Genomic DNA, 16,679 nt, shown 5'->3' on the forward strand with positions numbered 1-16,679 from the left:
GCTTCGTACTTTATTACAGTAAAATATTGCACGCAAACAAAGTCATGACGATGAGAGGCATTTAATGCGTATGGTCATGGCTTTTTTTATCCTAACAGAAAGTATAACTTTCTTAAAAGCAGGATAAGGGCAATATCGGCTTGAGGGCCGATTTGGGAATAGCGGGCGAGCAGCCCTATAGGGACGGATGCGGATGAACGGCAAAGCGACAAACGGGTCAACGGTTTCTTTCCGGCAGATTATGACCATTACCTACCCGGTTGTGTTTTCGATGTTTTCGCTAAATATTATGATTTTGGCCGACAGGGCTTATATGGCTCACTATGACCTGACTCAATTTGCAGCTATGATGCCGGCCGGTTTTTTTGCCACTGCCGTTGCCAGCCTTTTTAGCGGCATTACCGGCTATACTTCCGTGCTTGTCGCCCAGTATTACGGTGCCGGCCGGTATCAGGACTGTTCGGCAGCTATGTGGCAGGGGATCTATATTGGCGTTGCTTTTAGTCTGCTGCTGCTATTGTCTGCGCCATTTCTAGCCGGCATATTTTCTTTTATGGGCCATACCGGGGATTTATTGCGCTATGAACGACACTATTTTTTCCTCATCATCGTCGCCGGCTGTGTTCAGCTTTTTTCTGTTGCTATTTCCAGCTTTTACCGCGGCATCGGCGATACCAGGACAACCATGTATGTAGGCATAACGGCAAATGCCGTTAATATTGTGCTGGCCTGGCTCTTTATATTTGGACACGGCGGTTGGCCGGAGCTGGGCATAGCCGGGGCGGGGACCGCCACAATTTTAAGCTGCCTTGCCAGTTTGTGTTTATATATTTTGCTGCTAACAAGAAAAAAGGACAGGCAGTTGTATCGGTTGCTGGCCAACAGCAGCTTACGTGTCCCGCTGCTGCGCAAACTCGTTGCTTTTGGGCTTGCAGCCGGAATTCAGGCTTTTGTGGATACAGGCTATTTTAGCCTGTTGCTGCTGATTATTGGCAAAACCGGAGAATTTGCGCTGACTTGCGCCAACATTGCGTTTACTATTGAAGGGATCTCGATATTGCCGGTACTCGGCCTTGCCGCAGCTGTGGGAATTATCGCCGGTCAGGAACGGGGGGCCGGCAGAGTTAATACAATTGCCATACTCACCCGCAAGGGCGTACTCATCGGTGTCTGCTTCAACCTGCTGTTAATTATGCTGTATAACTTATACCCGGAAGCGCTTATTGCGCTAGTTGTCGGTGATCAGTCCGGCGCAGAACTGGCACGGATCAACAGTACCGCCGTGCCGCTTGTGAGGCTAATCTCTGTGTGGCTGGTATTTGACACTGTCCATTTAATTATTGGCAGCGTGCTGCAGGCCATGGGTGATACGTTATTTCTGATGTATGTGTACGCTGTCGTTCCTTTTGTATTTTATATTGTGATTCCTTACTTTGTCTGCGTGGCGGCCGGGCTGCCCCTGTTTTGGCTATGGCTTGCGCTGGCGGTTTACTCCAGCCTGATGGCGCTTATTGTGGCGTTACGGTTTTTAGGCGGCAAGTGGCAGGAAATACAGGTTATTTGATGGCTGATTCCGTTATCCTTTGTGATGAAGGCGAGATTGTTGTACCCTTTTGCGAAACAGATCAGATAGAACAACTTGTGAATTATGACACAAAATTCTCTTTTTTTGCAAAAATACAGCAGGAATTATCATAAGCCAGGCGAATATATGCACTGTACAGCGCTGTTCGACCTGAAGGTCGGGATTTTCAGATCATAAATGACAATAAAATAACCACTGTAACTATACGCCAAGAAGGCTTTCCCAAGCGGGGAGCCTTTTTGGCGTATAGTTTTTTTGTGGCAAGAAAGGAGGTAAAGCTATGAACCAAGTCCGGAAAATAGTTCTAAGCTCGGCTTTTATTGCATTCGGCATCGTTTTGCCGGTGGCTTTTCACTTTACGGGAATAGCAGGCTCAATATTTCTGCCCATGCATATACCTGTTTTGATTGCGGGGCTTTTTCTGGGAGCCAGGGCCGGGCTGGCCGTGGGAGTGCTCACCCCTATTATTAGCTCGCTGACAACGGGAATGCCGCCCTTACTGCCCATGATGCCCGCCATGGCAGCCGAGCTTGGCGCTTTTGGCCTGATTGGCGGTTATTTTTACAAAACCAGAAAAGTGCCGCTCTTAGTTTCGTTGCTATCCGCCATGGTCCTTGGCAGACTGGTATCTTTGGTCATGAATTATGGACTTGTTCTCTTTCTCAATCTTGGGATCGATCCTATTTATTATTTCAGTGCATCTGTTATTAAGGGTCTTCCCGGAATTATCATCCAATTTATTACAGTACCTTTCTTTATCAAAAAGCTTGAGGCTGCCGGTCTGCAAAAGTATAGGATGCGCTAACCGCGCGCACTAACGGCAGCAACGGCTTGAAAAGGGGCGGGTTTTGATACTCAAAGCCGGGTGAATGGTTAAGTTGCTGTTCTGGATGTTATGTAGCATAAATATAAAAGAAAGAAGGTAACATACGTGAAAAAACGGAATCTTATTTCTGCTCTTTTGGTAGCTTCCATGTTGACGGCACTCCCGGTTTATGCCGAGGAGCAGGTGCCAAGCTACGACATGGAAGAAATCATAGTAACCGCTGACCGTGACAGTGTTGATGCTTCAGAAGTAAATGTAAAAATAGTAAACCCCGGTTCGGTAAAAAGTGTACCTGATTTATTGCGACAGGTAACAGGCATCAATATCAATGCCCGCTCCTCTTACGACTCTATTGGCAATGAAGACCATACCGTAAAAATGCGCGGCTTCAATGCCAGGCGGTTTACCGTACTTATCGACGGTCGGCCAATTAACATGTCCGGCGTTATGGGCGGGACGCATGTCAACTGGAACAATATTCCCATTGACAACATCGACCGCATCAAAATCATTAAAGGGGCTAAAGCGGCGGCTCATGGAAATGTGGTAGGCGGGGTTATCAATATTATAACGAAAGACTACAAGGAGCCCAGCGGGGAAATAAACATCGGAACCGCTGAAAATGGTGGATACCAATACCGGTTGAATTACGGAGCGACCCAGGACGATATCACCTGGAATTTTTATGTTAACAAATTTGGCAGCGACGCTTTTTTGCGCAACAACGACTATGATGCCGAACAATATGGTTTAGCTGTCAAGTACAAATTTAACAATGATAACGACAGTATCAAATTTTCCGTCGATAAAACTGAGGAGCGCCGCGGCCGGATCATTGCAAATCACCCCGGCGTCAGTTATCCTTATGACCCTTCCTATCCGACAGTGCCGACTGGTGAAGGCTATAACCCGGGCTCGTATGTAGACAGAGATATGTATACCTATAGCACCGCCTGGCGTCACAATATGCCTAACGGCTTTTTTGACTTATCGTTTTGGAAAAATGACGAAAAGCTGCGCGATGTCAGATACACAAGCGGAGTAGTAACTTATGATGCCGTTACCCCTTCTGACCAATCGAGAGGCTGGTTACTTACAGGGCAATACGCGCCAGGAAAGCACACCTACGGCTATGGCATAGACTACAGAAATATGCGCTACGGCAAAGGCTGGTACAATATAGGGAGCGGCTCGCCTATTTACCCGTCGCAAAAGGTTGATTTGCTGGGAATTTATGTTGAAGACACATGGCGGCTTAATGACCGCTGGACAGGCAATATCGGCCTGAGATATGATAAAATGGACGGCGGCGGCGATACTCCCCCTTACGGTTCTATGAAAGTATTGGACTATAATGAAAGCGGCATCTCGCCCAAAGTCAACTTTTCTTTCCGCAACAATGACAGCACGATCACTTTCCTTTCGGTAAGCCGCATTTGGCGGGCTCCGTCCATGCCGGAGTTTTACTGGTGGTCGCGTCAGGGATTTCCCAGCGGCAATATTCCCGGCGGCAATACTGTCGGGCTGAAGCCTGAAAAAGGCTGGGGATATGAAATCGGCGTCGAGAAAAAGGCATCAGAGACATTTACTACTAAGCTAACAGCTTATTATCAGGATCTTGACGATTACATTAACTTTGTTCACACCGCCCCATTCTACTGTTATAATATTCCTGATGTGAAAATCTGGGGACTGGAATGGGAAAATACCTATAAGTTAAACGCGAAATCGGAAATTTACCTAAATTATACCAACCTGCATACCCGTAAAGACGGCACGCTTGGGGGCGATTGGAGCGGCAAACCGGGCTCGCTTGATTATAACCCGCGGCATAATATTGCGTTAGGCTATACGTATAACAGCAACCCGTGGCTGCTGAACTATAGTGTAAACTATCGGAGCAGCCGGACAGCTTATATACCGGCGGCCGGTGCTTACAACGCTAATAACGAGATTTATCTGGGCGGTTATGTAGTGCATAATCTCTCGCTTACAAGAAATCTAGACAAAAACTCGTCCATTACGGTATCTGTTGATAATCTTTTGGACAAAGATTATGCCGAAATCCACGGTTATCCGATGCAAGGGCGGATCTTCAGCGCCAATTACCAGCTTAAGATTTAAGATAATTTTTCTTGAATATGCCCTGTGGCTAATATTATTTATATTTACAAAAATATTCGAATAATGTAAAATATTAGCGAGAAGAGTTGTGAAAACTCATTACAAAGTCATAGTGAAAATGTAAGCATTAACCTAATGTAGACTTGAGGTATGAAGCCGATAAAGGACAGATCCTTTGTTTGCTCATACCTTTTTAATTTTTATCCTGGTAGTTTACTGCTGCTATGGCTTGCTGTGGCTGATGAACAGCTGACAAATCGATAATGGGAGGAATAATGATTGGTAAAAAACAGACCAAAGATGCGGAAGGATATTGCAAAGACGGCAACTTTGCTGGTAGCCGGTGTAATTATGATGACATCGCCTTTTATAGCTAGTACGGTTTTAGCCAGTGAACAGACTCCCGAGTATGAGTTGGATAATGTTGTTGTTACAGCGACAAAAACACAAAAGTCATTACGCGATGTTTCATCGTCAGTCAGTGTTATTACCCGGGAGATGATTGTGCAATCGACAGCCAAAAATGTGGCAGAATTAGTTACGATGCTTCCAGGGGTAGCCCTCGAAAGCCGCGGCGGTTTAGGAGGAATTAATGGTATTTCACTTAGAGGTCTAAACGGTGGACCGGGATCGCAAAAGCTTCTTCTGCTTATGGATGGGCGGCCGGCCAATTTTTCTTATGACGGATCGATCAATTGGAATACCATACCGCTTGATGCCGTGGAAAAAGTAGAAGTTATTCGCGGGCCAGGCTCGGCATTATATGGTGCTAACGCTCTTGGCGGTGTAATTAATGTAATTATGAAGAAACCGCAAGGCTCCTCGCTCACTACTTCGGCTAAGTTTGGTTCTTTCAACACTTCTGCTGAATCTATGATTTATGAAAATGGCAATGACAAAACTGGTATTAGAGTTACTGCCGGGCAGGAAGAAACTGATGGTCACCGCGCTAACGGTGACTATGATGGCCAAAACTACACATTGTTGTTGACACAAAAAATAGGCGAGGACGCAACCTGGTCTTTACGAAGTGGTTATACGAAGACAGATCGCGGCATCTCCGGTTCCAAGAGCAGCCCGGGTAATTATTATCGGGATCGGGGTGAATATGTATATGGTGATTTAGAATACAAACAGCAATCAGAAAATTTGAATAATACAATTCGAATTTACCAGAGCGATTCGAAGACAGAATCAACCAAAACAGCCAGCAGTGTTCTGAGCTCTAAAATGGAGGATAGCCTTCTGGGGGTTATGCTACAACAAGATTTTAGAGTAAATCCTAAGCAAACTGTAACTTGGGGTGCCGATTATCAACGACATACTGCCGATGAATTATTAAAGGCAGAAAGCTATAGTGCCGATGTAGCAGCTATCTATGTGCAGAATGATCAGAAATTGTCTGATACTGTTAATTTGACCTTAGGAGCAAGGTTTGATCATCATTCTGTTTTTGGCAGCCAGGCAAGTCCTAAACTTGGTTTGAATTACGCTCCCAGTCAGGATGTTTTATGGAAAATTAATGTTGCCAAGTCTTTCAAGGCTCCCAGTCTTGCCGACCTATATAGTACAAGTAGCAGTGCTCTAGGCAACCGGGATCTCAAACCTACGGAAATGTGGAGCTATGAACTGGGTTTTGAAAAACAACTTGATCCCGAATCATTCATATCAGTCGTTCTTTATAAAAGTGATGCCAAAAATATGATTATTAATGAACGCCAGAGTGATGGTACGCGGCAAAAGAAAAATGTTGGTAATATAAAACCTCAAGGCGTTGAATTTGAGTTCAAACATAAAGAAAATGCCAATATTGATTGGTTTTTCAACTATACCTATTTGGATGTAGGTGATATGACTTATCTGGCAGCTCGGCATAAAGGCAATCTTGGCATAGCTTATTATAACCAGGCACTAAAAGTCAGTCTTGCCCAGCAGTTTGTGGGGAAAAGTTATGGCAAGGACTATAGCCAAAATCCTATAGATGGTTATTCAGTAACCAATCTCAAAACAACATATTCTCCGGGTAAGTCCTGTACTGTCGAACTGGCGGTAGAAAACCTGTTTGATAAACAGTACGAAATATACAGTGGTTATCCTATGCCGGAACGGAATTATACTGGGACTGTTACCTGGAAGTTTTAAAAAAAGGAGAGTGGCCTAGTGTGAAGAAAAATATCCAGTACGGAGTTCTTAGCCTGGTTACCTGTCTGTTCCTTATCTCGCAGGCAGGCATAGTCTGCGCTGCCCAAGCTTCGACAAACTATACTTTCTGGCATAGTACTGCCGAACAGGCGGCCAAAGAAGCCTGGCGTTTACTGGGAGGTAAACCGGCGGAGGTTGTGGTGCTGACAAATGCCGGCTATGCTGTTGTGAATGGTTCGACTACCGAGGGCTGTCTGGACGGACTGACCAAAGCCAGCGGCGCTACTGTCGGCAAGGCAAATTTGCTGGAGGTGCATAGTTCCCGGGATAAAGCACTATGGTTTTTATTTTTTGATAAAAATACCGGACAAAGTGCCTATTGTGAAGTAAATCCGCAAGCTGTCCCTGCTGATCTTAATCAGGGGAAAAAGGTTGCAGCCGTGCCGTCGGCCAAGCTGTTTGCCAGGATAGCAGCCGCGAATATTGGTGCAAATCAAATTTTTGCTAATCCGGCAGAATGGAATGCCAAGGTGCAAGCAAGGATTTTTAACGGCAATGAGTTTGCGTTGGTGACCCTGGCAAACGTTGCTGCCCATGGCGCGCCATATGACTTTGTGAAAGCAGCTTTATACCATGACCATCTTTGCCCTGGCGTCAATAGCGGCTATCTTATTGCCAATTACTTGAAGAAAGAGCTGCCATTGCGGTCGGCCGATGAAAAATATTACATAATCTCAGTGCCTGTCTGGTGCAAGGAAGATGCTTTGCAGACGGTGCTCAATACCACTCCGGGAAAATCCGGCATGGCTGTACTGCCAATGGATGAGCAGCTCAAAGCCCGGCTAATTCCTGAGGCCAAAAATCTGGCAGGTATTTATATCCGGTGGAATGATAAAAGCAAAACCGGCGCCGGGCTTGTCCTGGCATTTGACTTTGCCCGGGCCAACAGCATTGGCAACATTGACAACAATCAGGGATTCCCTTGGGAAAGTAAGGTAAAGTTGGATTTATTCCTGCTTGACTACTATGATAAGCCGGAGGTGTTTGTCAGTACAATTAAAAAGTTTGACCTGAAGGCAGGCGATAAACCGGATACCCTCGCTTCACCTGGCGTCAATGTGCTGAATAAACTTGGTTTGCTCGTTAGCTCCAATTGATGCGGGCAGCCATTGCCAGCAGCTTTTGGGTATACTGATGAGCCGGGGCGGCAGTAATCAGATGAGCCGGTCCTTCTTCAACGATTCTGCCATGTTGCATAACCGCCAGGCGGTCACTGATTTTTCTGGCCAGCGCAATATCGTGGGTAATAAACAGCATGGCCAGGCCACGGGTTTCTTGCAGGTTAAGCAGCAATTTAATTATTTTTGCCTGAATGCTGGCATCCAGGGCGGAGGTAGGTTCGTCGGCAATCAGGATCTTCGGGTGTAAGGCTAAAGCGCGGGCAATGACTACCCGCTGCGCTTCACCACCGCTTAACTGATGCGGGTATTTATGGAGAAAGGCGGCATCTGCCGGCAGTTCAACCTCGGTGAGTAGTTTTTTAACAGCCTCCAGTCTGTCGGCTTCTGCCCCGATATTTTGGATATCAAGCGGTTCCTTGATAAGCTGACAGACTGTCAGGCGATGGCTGAGCGCCTCTTGAGGATTTTGAAATACCAGTTGAATTTGTTTATAAAAGTCCTGGCTGCGTTCTGTAATCCTTGTGCCATTAAGGCGGATGTCGCCTGTGGTGACAGGTGTAAGTCCCATAATCGTTTTGGCCAGCGTGGTTTTTCCTGAGCCGCTTTCGCCAACAATGGACAATGTTTCGCCTTCATACAGGGTGAGGTTTAGTTCTTTTACGGCTTCCTGTTCATCCCAGGTTTTACTAAGGTTTGTTATCTGCAATACAGGCATAATACCGCCGCGGTGACAGGCCAGGCTGCGCCCGCCGGTGAGGGTGAGCTCCGGTACGCTGGTTTGGCAGCTTTCCAGCCGCTGCGTGCAGCGCGGCTGAAACGGACAACCGGGGAGATTGTGCTGCATGGTGCCGGGAATGCCTTGGAGGTCTTTTACTGTCGTCATGTTGGGGTAGGCGCGGAGCAGACCGCGGGTATAGGGGTGGCGCGGGTCTGCCAGCACTGTTTTAGCCGGCCCCAGCTCAACAATCCGGCCGCCATAAAGCACGGCGACCGTATCGGCCAGTTCGGCGGCGGTAGCAATATCATGGGTGATAAGAATGACAGCGCGTCCGGCGGCGGATTGCTTTAAGAGGGTGGTAATTTCCTGTTTGGTAAGCGGGTCAAGGGAGGCGGTTGGCTCGTCCAGCAGCAGTACTTCAGGATTATTGACAAGCGCCATGGCAATGAGTGCCCGCTGTTGCTGGCCGCCGCTCAATTCATGCGGATAGGAGGCGGCCTGTCTGCCGCTAAGTCCGGCAGCTGTGAGCGACTGCAGGGCTGATTGACAGGCGGTGGATTTATCCATATCATTGTGCAGCATAACTGTCTCGGTTATTTGTTCGGCTATTGTGTACATCGGATGCAGGGTATTGCCGGTATTTTGAAAAACCAGGGAGATGTCTTTGCCTCTGATACGGCATAGCTCAGTTTCCGATACTGCCAGTAAGTTCTGATCCCGAAACAGGACTGCGCCTGTGGCGCTGCCGGCGCAAAGTCCGGCGACAGTGAGGGCCAGCGAGCTTTTGCCGGCACCGGATTCTCCAATGATCGCCAGCGTTTGCCCGGCAGTGACGGTGATGTTAATAGCTTTTAATATGTCTCTTTTGTCATAACTGACATGGAGATTTTTAATTTCAAGAATATTTTTTGGATGTTCCATAATTACCTCTTTTCCGGACGCAGGCGGGGGTCAAGAGCTGTTTCAAGCGCCAGGCCGGTAAAAGCGAGCCCGGCAATAGTGAGTGACACGGCTAACCCGGGTGGCAGCAGCCACCATTGCCATACGTCCAGGTAGGTGAAGGCCAGAGCCTGCTGCATCATTTTTCCCCAGCTGATAAGATTGGGATCGCTGATTCCCAGGAAAGACAAGCCTGTTTCCATGAAGATGGCCCGGCGGGCATATTGAATAAAGAGGGCAGTTAGTGTAGGGCCAAGCTCAGGGAATACATGTTTTCGCAGCAGATACTGTTCACTGGCGCCGAAGGTAGTGGCGGCAGCATAACTGGCTTTGGTTTTCAGGGACAGTGTCTGCGTTCGTATAATGCGGGCGCCGCCAGGCCACAGAAAAGCAGCCAGTAAAGCCATTAACAGCAATACGCTGGGGCGCAGATAAGCAGCAAACAGAATAATGACAATAACCGGCGGAATGACCAGCCAAATGTCGATAAGGCGCAGGATGGACCGGTCGCAAAGGCCGCCGTAGAGAGCGGCCAGCACCCCTGCAAGCAGGCTGAAGGCTACCGCCAGCAGCGCCGTACCCCCGGCAATGGCAAGCGAGGTGCGGGCGCCGTAGATAAGCTGTGACCAGATATCCTGCCCTACCTCATTGGTTCCCAGCCAGTATTTGGCGCAGGGCGGGTGGAAAATATCGCCTGTATAATCAGCAGGCATATAGTTGGCAAGAACCGGAGCCAGCAGGGCGGCAATGAACGCTGTAAAGAGCAGGGATAGCCCCAGGCGGCCAAATTTGCTGTCTGCCAGCTCAATATCATACCGGATATGCATGCTTGGTCCTCCTTGTCTTCGGCGGTGCCGAGGCTATGCGTGGATCAAACCGGACGCAGAGCCGGTCGGTGGCAAAGTTAATCAGCAGCACCAGGATGGCGGCTAAGAGTAAGATCCCCTGCAACAGCGGATAGTCCCGGGTAAGGACCGCTTTATACAGTAAAGAGCCCAGCCCGGGGTAGGAAAAGACTGTTTCAATAAATAAAACGCCGCTGATTACATGGGTGAAGCTAAGTCCGGCGGCGGTAAGCATGGGCAGCAGCGCCGCCCGCGCTGCATGGCGATAGCGGATGCGGCTGTCCGGACAGCCCTTGGCCCGTGCCGTCCGGATATAGGGTTCCCCCATGATGCTAACCATCGCTCCCCGGGAAAACAAGTAGGCACCTGTCAGCCGGACAAGTACCAGGGCAGTCAAGGGCAGTATCAGATGCCTCATAATATCGGCAGCCAGACTCCAGCCGGTGAAGCCGCTATAGGGAGTAAGCGCACCAGATAAGGGAAGCCAGGCCAGCCAGACACCAAAAATCAGCAGCAGCAATATTCCGGCAAAAAAGTCGGGAAAGCCGCTGATAAACATCATGAGTCCCAGTATACAGCCGTCGCGCTTACTGCCCCGCCGGTAGCCTGATTCAATCCCCAGGAAGCTGCCCAGCAGGGTGGAAAGCACAAAGGCTAAACCGGTCAGCAGCAAGGTCCAGGGCAATACTCCGGCAAGCACACTGATAACAGGACTGTGGTAGAAATAAGAATACCCGAGATCAGCACGCAGCAGCGCCGCTATGTAGGCAGCAAATTGCTCTGACCAGGTCTGGTCAAGGGCAAAACGCTGAATGAGCTCAGCTTGCATTGCCGGCGTCATAACCAGTAATGCTTCATCACCATAGATGGCCTGCAATGGGTCGCCAGGCAGCAGCCGGGGCAATATGAAGTTAAGAATGAGAAGAGCCGTTAACGCAATAATGTAGTCAACGGCTGTTTTAATAGTAGGCATAGTAACCTCTAGCGAACAAATGACATTTTGTTAAGGGGGATGGGAGCGCCTGAGCCGATACCCTGTTTGGTAAAATACAGCTTGGCGCGATTGCTGTAGGCGTAGTACCAGGTGGGGTAGTACAGAGCCAGAGCCGGTATATCGGCGGCAAAGGCGGTTTGTATTTCAGCAAAAAGCTGTTTGCGGGCTGCGGTGTCCATCAGCGCAGCCTGCTTTTCCAGTAAAGCTTTTAATGTTTCGTTTTTATGATAGCGGGCGCTGTTAAAGCTTTTTCCGGTAATTATATTGGACAAATAGTCCGGATCGGCACCAAGGCCGCCGTGACCGTTTAAGGCCAACTCAAATTTGCCCTCATTAATCCGGCTGTCCAGTGTCTTGCCTTCTAAAGCGCGGAGATTGACCTTGATGCCAAACTGCTCCAATTGTGCTTTAATAAATTCTCCCTGGCGTTCGCCCGGAAAGCCGGAGGCACGGGCAGTTGCGCCAATAAGCAGTTCGACCGCCAGCGGCTGTCCGTTTTGCTCCCAGTAGCTGCCGCTTTTATGATAGCCAAGCTTGGTAAGCAGCTTGGCCGCGTCATCCGGGCTGTAACGGTAAGCTTCAACCGCCGCCGGACTGGCCCACTGGCTGTCAGGCGGAATGAGGCCGGGGTTGCCAGGCAGCGCCTGTCCGCGCAGCGTGGTGTCAATTAGTGCCCTGCGGTCAATGGCATAGGCCAGAGCCTGGCGAAATTCGATATGATTAAAGGGCTCCTTTTGATGATTAATGACCAGCTTTGCCATCCAGTCATGCGGCATGGTCAAAATGTTAAGACCTGCCTGTTCCAATGGCTTGACCAATTCCGACGGAATCTGGGCGATGTCAATCTGCTGCTGTTTTAAAGCAGCAGCCGCCATTTCAGCATTCATTTTTATGAACTTTAGCTGCTTAAACTTAGGTTTACCCTGATAGTAGCCATCGTAGGCTTCATATAAGTATGAACCTTGTTCTTTGTTGTAATCAACAAGTTTAAACGGACCGGAGCCAATAAGCGCTTCCTTTTCCCGGAATTGAGCCGGCTCAGTAATGCTTTGCCAGATATGCTTAGGTAAGATGGGAATGGTGCCGGCGACTTGATCCAAAAACGGTGCATGCAGGCGCGACAGGGTAATCTTTACCGTGTGGCTGTCTGCTGCTTCAACGGCTTTAATCATGCTAATGTTAGTTGTTTGATAAGGGAATTTTTTCAGATAGTCAAAGGTAAACAGGACGTCATCTGCTGTGACTTTTTTGCCATCATGCCAGGTGGCTGTGTCGTTTAACTGAAAAAGGTAAGCATTCTCATTTTCGAGATAGGACCATTTCGCGGCCAATGCCGGCACATAACCGTTGGCATCTTTCCATAGTAAAGTATCAAAAATCATACTCATACGGATATAGCCGGGACCTCGGGAATAGTGCGCAAAAGGTGAGGGAAAGCCATAATCGCCGGTATCATCAGCAATGGTATAGATTTGATTGTGGCCTTGTGAGACGGTGCCTGCCGGTGATTTGCCGCAACCGAGCACCGGCAGGACAAGCAGTGCAGCCAGCAGTGTTAAGAGCAGGCGTTTACAGCCGGTCAACATTACCACCCCCGGTTGTATTCTTCGGTGCAGGCCAGGCAGGCAATTTTGCCGTTCTTCAGGCGGGCGCGGGCTTCCATGACTTTTTCGCCGCAGTATTCACAGTTGACTGAGTTGAAAATTTGAGCCTCTGACGGCAGCTTGAGCTCTACCTCTTGAATTCTGAAGATCTCTTCAAACGGTGTATTGAGCAGACGGCTGGTACGTTCAGACTGAAGCTGTTGCCAGGCGGCTTCCTGCTCAGGCGTGGCCTCGCCGCTGAATACGGCAGCCTTAATAGCCTCTTGTTCCGGTGCGAGCGGTACCATTTCACCGGTCATGACGATGCGTACGGCCTGACCTGTCGTGCGGTTGCCGATAGTATAGGCTTGTTTGCCATGATCTTTGTAAATCAGATTGCCTTTGCCGATAGTGCAGCCTAGCAGCACTTGGATGGCGTCAATGCCGCAACCGTCTGATTCGACAATGGCAACAAGCTCTTCATCAGCAGCACGTTCTGCTGTGAAATGTGCCAGGGCAGCTTTAGCGGCCAGATAGCCGATCGTTAGTCCCGGGCAGCAGTGTCCGTGAAAGTCGATAGCCTTTTGATAGTCTGCGGGGCGATTGTTCATGGTAATACCTCCAATGTTTTAATTTTAAAAATTAAAAAAAGGCATAAAGAATTGAGAGGGAAGTATTTTCCCAATCAAGGCTTCATGCCTTAAACTTCAAAAATATATAGTAATTCTGACAAATATATTATCCCGTACCGGAAACAGGCTTGTCAATAGGATTTCTGAGCAAAAAGTCGAATTTAAGATAATTTATACTATCTATTGACACACAAAAGTGAATTTTGTTACAATCAAGACAATAAGCAGCTGAAGCTGCCAATACCGTAGGAAATACGGCTGGTTACTTTAAAATCCGGAATAACTTAATATAAACAGGGAGCATAGCCATGAAGGTTTCGCGCAGAGCGTATCAAAGCGTATCTTTGTGGCTTTTTATATTAATTAAGTAAGAACCATGAAGGTTGATTATAGATACACATCATTATGTGCTTCTATTCTTGAGCCTTCTTTTTTATTATCCATAAGCGGCAGACTGCCATTCAGGAAGGTGACAGGTATGAAAAAATTCAAATTTATTGTAAAACGGCTGCTGCAGATTATCCCTATGCTTATTATCGTAACGGTTTTAGCCTTTGCGTTAAGCAATATGTCGTCCGGTGATGTGGCTGAGATAACTTTGCGCAGTCAGGGCTTGGAGGTTACGGAAAAAAATATTGCCGCCGTGCGGGAAGAATTGGGGCTGAACGCGCCGCTGCCGGTCCAGTATGGCAACTGGCTGATGAAAGCTGCTGTTTTTGATTTTGGCATATCTTTTCAAACCCAAAAACCGGTTGCCGATGAGATACTGTCAAGATATCCTGCAACTCTTAAGCTAGCCATTGCCGCCATGCTTATTTCCGTACTGCTGGCGATACCGATAGCCCTTATTTCCGCCCGTTATAAAGATTCGCTGCTTGACCATTTTTTCCGGGTTTGGTCTACGGTCAGTGTCACCATACCGGATTTTTGGCTGGGATTGATGCTGTTATACATTTTTGCGGTTCAGTTGAAAATTGTTCCGGTTGTTTCCGGCAGCAAGCTTGAAAATATCCTGCTGCCGGCCTTTACGCTCAGTGTGCACTATGCGGCGATCTATACCAGAATGCTGCGCAACAATCTCATCGAAATAAATAATTACGATTATGTGCGGGCGGCACGGGCCAGAGGGCTTAGCAAAAATGCCGCCTTGCTGAAGCATGGCCTGAAAAATGCGGTACTTCCCTGTATAACCCTTATCGGCGTGGATTTTGGCAAACTGCTGGCAGGTCAGTTTGCGTGTGAAACTATCTTTTCCTGGAACGGTATCGGAAAATTCGCCATCGAAAGCATTACGCTCAAAGATTTGCCTGTTATTCAGGGCTATATCATGATTGTTGCCATAACATATATTGCCATAAACCTTTTGCTTGATATCCTCTACCTTTATATCGATCCGAAAATACAACTCAAATAAATGCTCCTTTTGTCTGGAGGGAATGATCATCACTTTACACAACAGCATATTTGTCAAACTGAAAAAACAAAAGCTGGCAGTACTGGGCTTATTCATCATCAGTGTTTTCACGCTGGCAGGTATTTTTGCACCCATCCTGTCGCCGCATGATCCTTATGCCGTAGATCTTACCCAAAAGCTGCTCAAGCCCAGTGCCGAATTCCCGCTGGGTACCGACCAGCTTGGCCGCTGCATCCTGTCACGCTTAATCTATGGAATCAGGACAAGTCTCACCACGGCAATTTTGGCTACGGTTTTGATGTTATTGATTGGCGTCCCGCTGGGGATTATGGCCGGTTATGTGGGAGGATGGCTGGATAACGCCATTATGCGGCTTGTCGATATTGCGTCAACCTTTCCGTCAAGCCTGCTTGCCCTGGCGGTTGTGGGCGTGCTGGGACCCAGCACTGTTAATATCATGCTGGTTTTCGTTGTACTCTGGTGGGCGCCTTTTGCCAGAATTGTGCGCAGTATGGTTATCAAGCTTAAAGAAAAAGAGTTTGTACTGGCCGCCATTGCTGCCGGCAGCAGCCAGACCTCCATCATTTTAAGGCATATTACCTTAAATTCCATCTCCCCGATTATTGTATTGGCCACTCTCAGAATTGCTGCCGTTATTATGCATATTGCCGCCTTTTCGTTTATCGGGCTTGGCTCACAGCCGCCCATTGCCGATTGGGGTGTTATGCTGAGTGACAGTAGGCAGTACTTAATCTCATATCCATTAATGCTGCTGTGGCCCGGGCTGGCTATTATGCTGGCGGTGTTTGCCTTCAATATACTTGGCGAAGGCCTGAATGATGCTCTCATGCCGGCTTCGGGCTATACAGCGGCAGCAAAGGAGGTCGAAGAACAACATGACTGAGCAGCCGGTTCTGTCGATAAAGAACCTTAAAACTTACTTTTATTTGGAAGAACAAGTGGTGAAAGCTGTAGACGGGGTTAGCCTTGATGTGTACTCAGGCCGGATAACCGCTATTGTCGGCGGTTCCGGCAGCGGCAAATCGGTTATGTCGTTGTCTATCCTTAATCTGGTTGACAGTCCGGGAAAAATTATTGAAGGGGAAATATGGCTTAACGGGATTAACCTCAGGGATTTGCGGGAAAAACAGCTTTTGCAAATAAGAGGCAAGGAAATATCTATGATATTTCAGGAACCGACCAGTTCCATGAATCCGGTGCTAAAGGTAAAAAGTCATCTTTTTGAGGTAATCCGTAGCCAAAAACAAAAAATAAGCAATCAAGAAGCTGTAAGCATGTGCAAAGCTGTGCTTACCCGCGTCGGGTTAAAAAATACTGAGCAAATTCTGGAAAGCTACCCTTTTGAGTTAAGTGGCGGCATGTGCCAAAGGGTGATGGTAGCCATGGGGCTGCTGGCTCAGTCCAAGGTACTGATAGCCGATGAGCCGACTTCATCGCTGGACCTGACGACCCAAGCCGCTATACTGGAAGAATTGATGAACTTAAGAAATGAAGGCATGGCTGTTATTTTGATAACACACGATTTGGGAGTTGTTGCGCAAATGGCAGATAATGTGTATGTAGTAAAAGACGGCAAGGTAGTGGACAGTGGAACAGTGTACGACGTGTTTGAAACGCCAACCCATGAGTACACAAAATCGCTGCTTGCTGCAATTTTTTAACTGTGAAAATGGGT

At 48.0% G+C, this 16,679-nt stretch carries 13 protein-coding genes; 8 read left to right on the top strand and 5 right to left on the bottom strand.

Annotated features, from left to right (window positions below):
• Positions 1 to 193: 193 nt before the first annotated feature.
• From GT1_RS04440 to GT1_RS04460, 5 genes are all read left to right on the top strand, one after another.
• Positions 194 to 1,564: an MATE family efflux transporter gene (locus tag GT1_RS04440; protein ID WP_188397707.1), complete on the top strand. Its 1,371-nt coding sequence runs from the start codon at positions 194 to 196 to the stop codon at positions 1,562 to 1,564.
• Between the two features lie 301 nt (positions 1,565 to 1,865).
• The gene (locus tag GT1_RS04445; RefSeq protein ID WP_188397708.1) at positions 1,866 to 2,390 is read left to right on the top strand and encodes an ECF transporter S component; all 525 of its coding nucleotides are present in this window, start codon (positions 1,866 to 1,868) and stop codon (positions 2,388 to 2,390) included.
• Between the two features lie 126 nt (positions 2,391 to 2,516).
• On the top strand, positions 2,517 to 4,535 hold the full coding sequence (locus GT1_RS04450) for a TonB-dependent siderophore receptor (RefSeq protein WP_188397709.1): 2,019 nt from the start codon (positions 2,517 to 2,519) through the stop codon (positions 4,533 to 4,535).
• 279 nt (positions 4,536 to 4,814) lie between these two features.
• Entirely contained in the window at positions 4,815 to 6,677 is a 1,863-nt protein-coding gene (locus GT1_RS04455; RefSeq protein ID WP_188397710.1) for a TonB-dependent siderophore receptor, read from the top strand.
• A 20-nt stretch (positions 6,678 to 6,697) separates the two neighbouring features.
• A complete protein-coding gene (locus GT1_RS04460) occupies positions 6,698 to 7,834 on the top strand; it encodes an FmdE family protein (protein WP_188397711.1) in 1,137 nt (378 codons plus the stop codon).
• On the opposite strand, the gene GT1_RS04465 is transcribed toward GT1_RS04460, so the two are convergent.
• From GT1_RS04465 to GT1_RS04485, 5 genes are read right to left on the bottom strand one after another with little or no spacing between them, the layout of a single operon-like run.
• The gene (locus tag GT1_RS04465; RefSeq protein WP_223226054.1) at positions 7,821 to 9,497 is read right to left on the bottom strand and encodes an ABC transporter ATP-binding protein; all 1,677 of its coding nucleotides are present in this window, start codon (positions 9,495 to 9,497) and stop codon (positions 7,821 to 7,823) included. The genes GT1_RS04460 and GT1_RS04465 overlap by 14 nt on opposite strands.
• Positions 9,498 to 9,499: 2 nt before the next feature.
• Complete coding sequence (locus GT1_RS04470) at positions 9,500 to 10,342, bottom strand: ABC transporter permease (RefSeq protein WP_188397712.1); 843 nt, start codon at positions 10,340 to 10,342, stop codon at positions 9,500 to 9,502.
• The gene (locus GT1_RS04475; RefSeq protein WP_188397713.1) at positions 10,326 to 11,333 is read right to left on the bottom strand and encodes an ABC transporter permease; all 1,008 of its coding nucleotides are present in this window, start codon (positions 11,331 to 11,333) and stop codon (positions 10,326 to 10,328) included. The genes GT1_RS04470 and GT1_RS04475 overlap by 17 nt, the downstream gene beginning before the upstream one ends.
• 8 nt (positions 11,334 to 11,341) lie before the next feature.
• Positions 11,342 to 12,940, bottom strand: coding sequence for an ABC transporter substrate-binding protein (locus GT1_RS04480; RefSeq protein ID WP_188397714.1), 1,599 nt, complete (start codon positions 12,938 to 12,940; stop codon positions 11,342 to 11,344).
• Positions 12,940 to 13,548 carry an FmdE family protein gene (locus tag GT1_RS04485; RefSeq protein ID WP_188397715.1) on the bottom strand — a complete coding sequence of 203 codons (609 nt, stop codon included), beginning with the start codon at positions 13,546 to 13,548 and terminating at the stop codon, positions 12,940 to 12,942. Before GT1_RS04485 ends, GT1_RS04480 begins: the two co-directional genes overlap by 1 nt.
• A gap of 499 nt (positions 13,549 to 14,047) precedes the next feature.
• Between GT1_RS04485 and nikB the strand changes: the two genes are divergently transcribed.
• From nikB to GT1_RS04500, 3 genes are read left to right on the top strand one after another with little or no spacing between them, the layout of a single operon-like run.
• Positions 14,048 to 14,983, top strand: coding sequence for a nickel ABC transporter permease (gene nikB / locus GT1_RS04490; protein ID WP_188397716.1), 936 nt, complete (start codon positions 14,048 to 14,050; stop codon positions 14,981 to 14,983).
• Between the two features lie 22 nt (positions 14,984 to 15,005).
• A complete protein-coding gene (locus GT1_RS04495; protein WP_188397717.1) occupies positions 15,006 to 15,887 on the top strand; it encodes an ABC transporter permease in 882 nt (293 codons plus the stop codon).
• Positions 15,880 to 16,665 carry an ABC transporter ATP-binding protein gene (locus GT1_RS04500; RefSeq protein WP_188397718.1) on the top strand — a complete coding sequence of 262 codons (786 nt, stop codon included), beginning with the start codon at positions 15,880 to 15,882 and terminating at the stop codon, positions 16,663 to 16,665. Before GT1_RS04495 ends, GT1_RS04500 begins: the two co-directional genes overlap by 8 nt.
• Positions 16,666 to 16,679 lie beyond the last annotated feature (14 nt).

The sequence above is a fragment of the Sporomusa sp. GT1 genome (assembly GCF_014634905.1).
Classification (GTDB): domain Bacteria; phylum Bacillota; class Negativicutes; order Sporomusales; family Sporomusaceae; genus Sporomusa; species Sporomusa sphaeroides.

Excerpts from the sequence above, each read along its gene's own strand:
- GT1_RS04440 (WP_188397707.1), top strand. The coding sequence starts at position 194 with ATGAACGGCAAAGCGACAAACGGGTCAACGGTTTCTTTCCGGCAGATT.
- GT1_RS04445 (WP_188397708.1), top strand. The coding sequence starts at position 1,866 with ATGAACCAAGTCCGGAAAATAGTTCTAAGCTCGGCTTTTATTGCATTC.
- GT1_RS04465 (WP_223226054.1), bottom strand. The coding sequence starts at position 9,497 with ATGGAACATCCAAAAAATATTCTTGAAATTAAAAATCTCCATGTCAGT.
- GT1_RS04470 (WP_188397712.1), bottom strand. The coding sequence starts at position 10,342 with ATGCATATCCGGTATGATATTGAGCTGGCAGACAGCAAATTTGGCCGC.
- GT1_RS04475 (WP_188397713.1), bottom strand. The coding sequence starts at position 11,333 with ATGCCTACTATTAAAACAGCCGTTGACTACATTATTGCGTTAACGGCT.
- GT1_RS04480 (WP_188397714.1), bottom strand. The coding sequence starts at position 12,940 with ATGTTGACCGGCTGTAAACGCCTGCTCTTAACACTGCTGGCTGCACTG.
- GT1_RS04485 (WP_188397715.1), bottom strand. The coding sequence starts at position 13,548 with ATGAACAATCGCCCCGCAGACTATCAAAAGGCTATCGACTTTCACGGA.
- nikB (WP_188397716.1), top strand. The coding sequence starts at position 14,048 with ATGAAAAAATTCAAATTTATTGTAAAACGGCTGCTGCAGATTATCCCT.
- GT1_RS04495 (WP_188397717.1), top strand. The coding sequence starts at position 15,006 with ATGATCATCACTTTACACAACAGCATATTTGTCAAACTGAAAAAACAA.
- GT1_RS04500 (WP_188397718.1), top strand. The coding sequence starts at position 15,880 with ATGACTGAGCAGCCGGTTCTGTCGATAAAGAACCTTAAAACTTACTTT.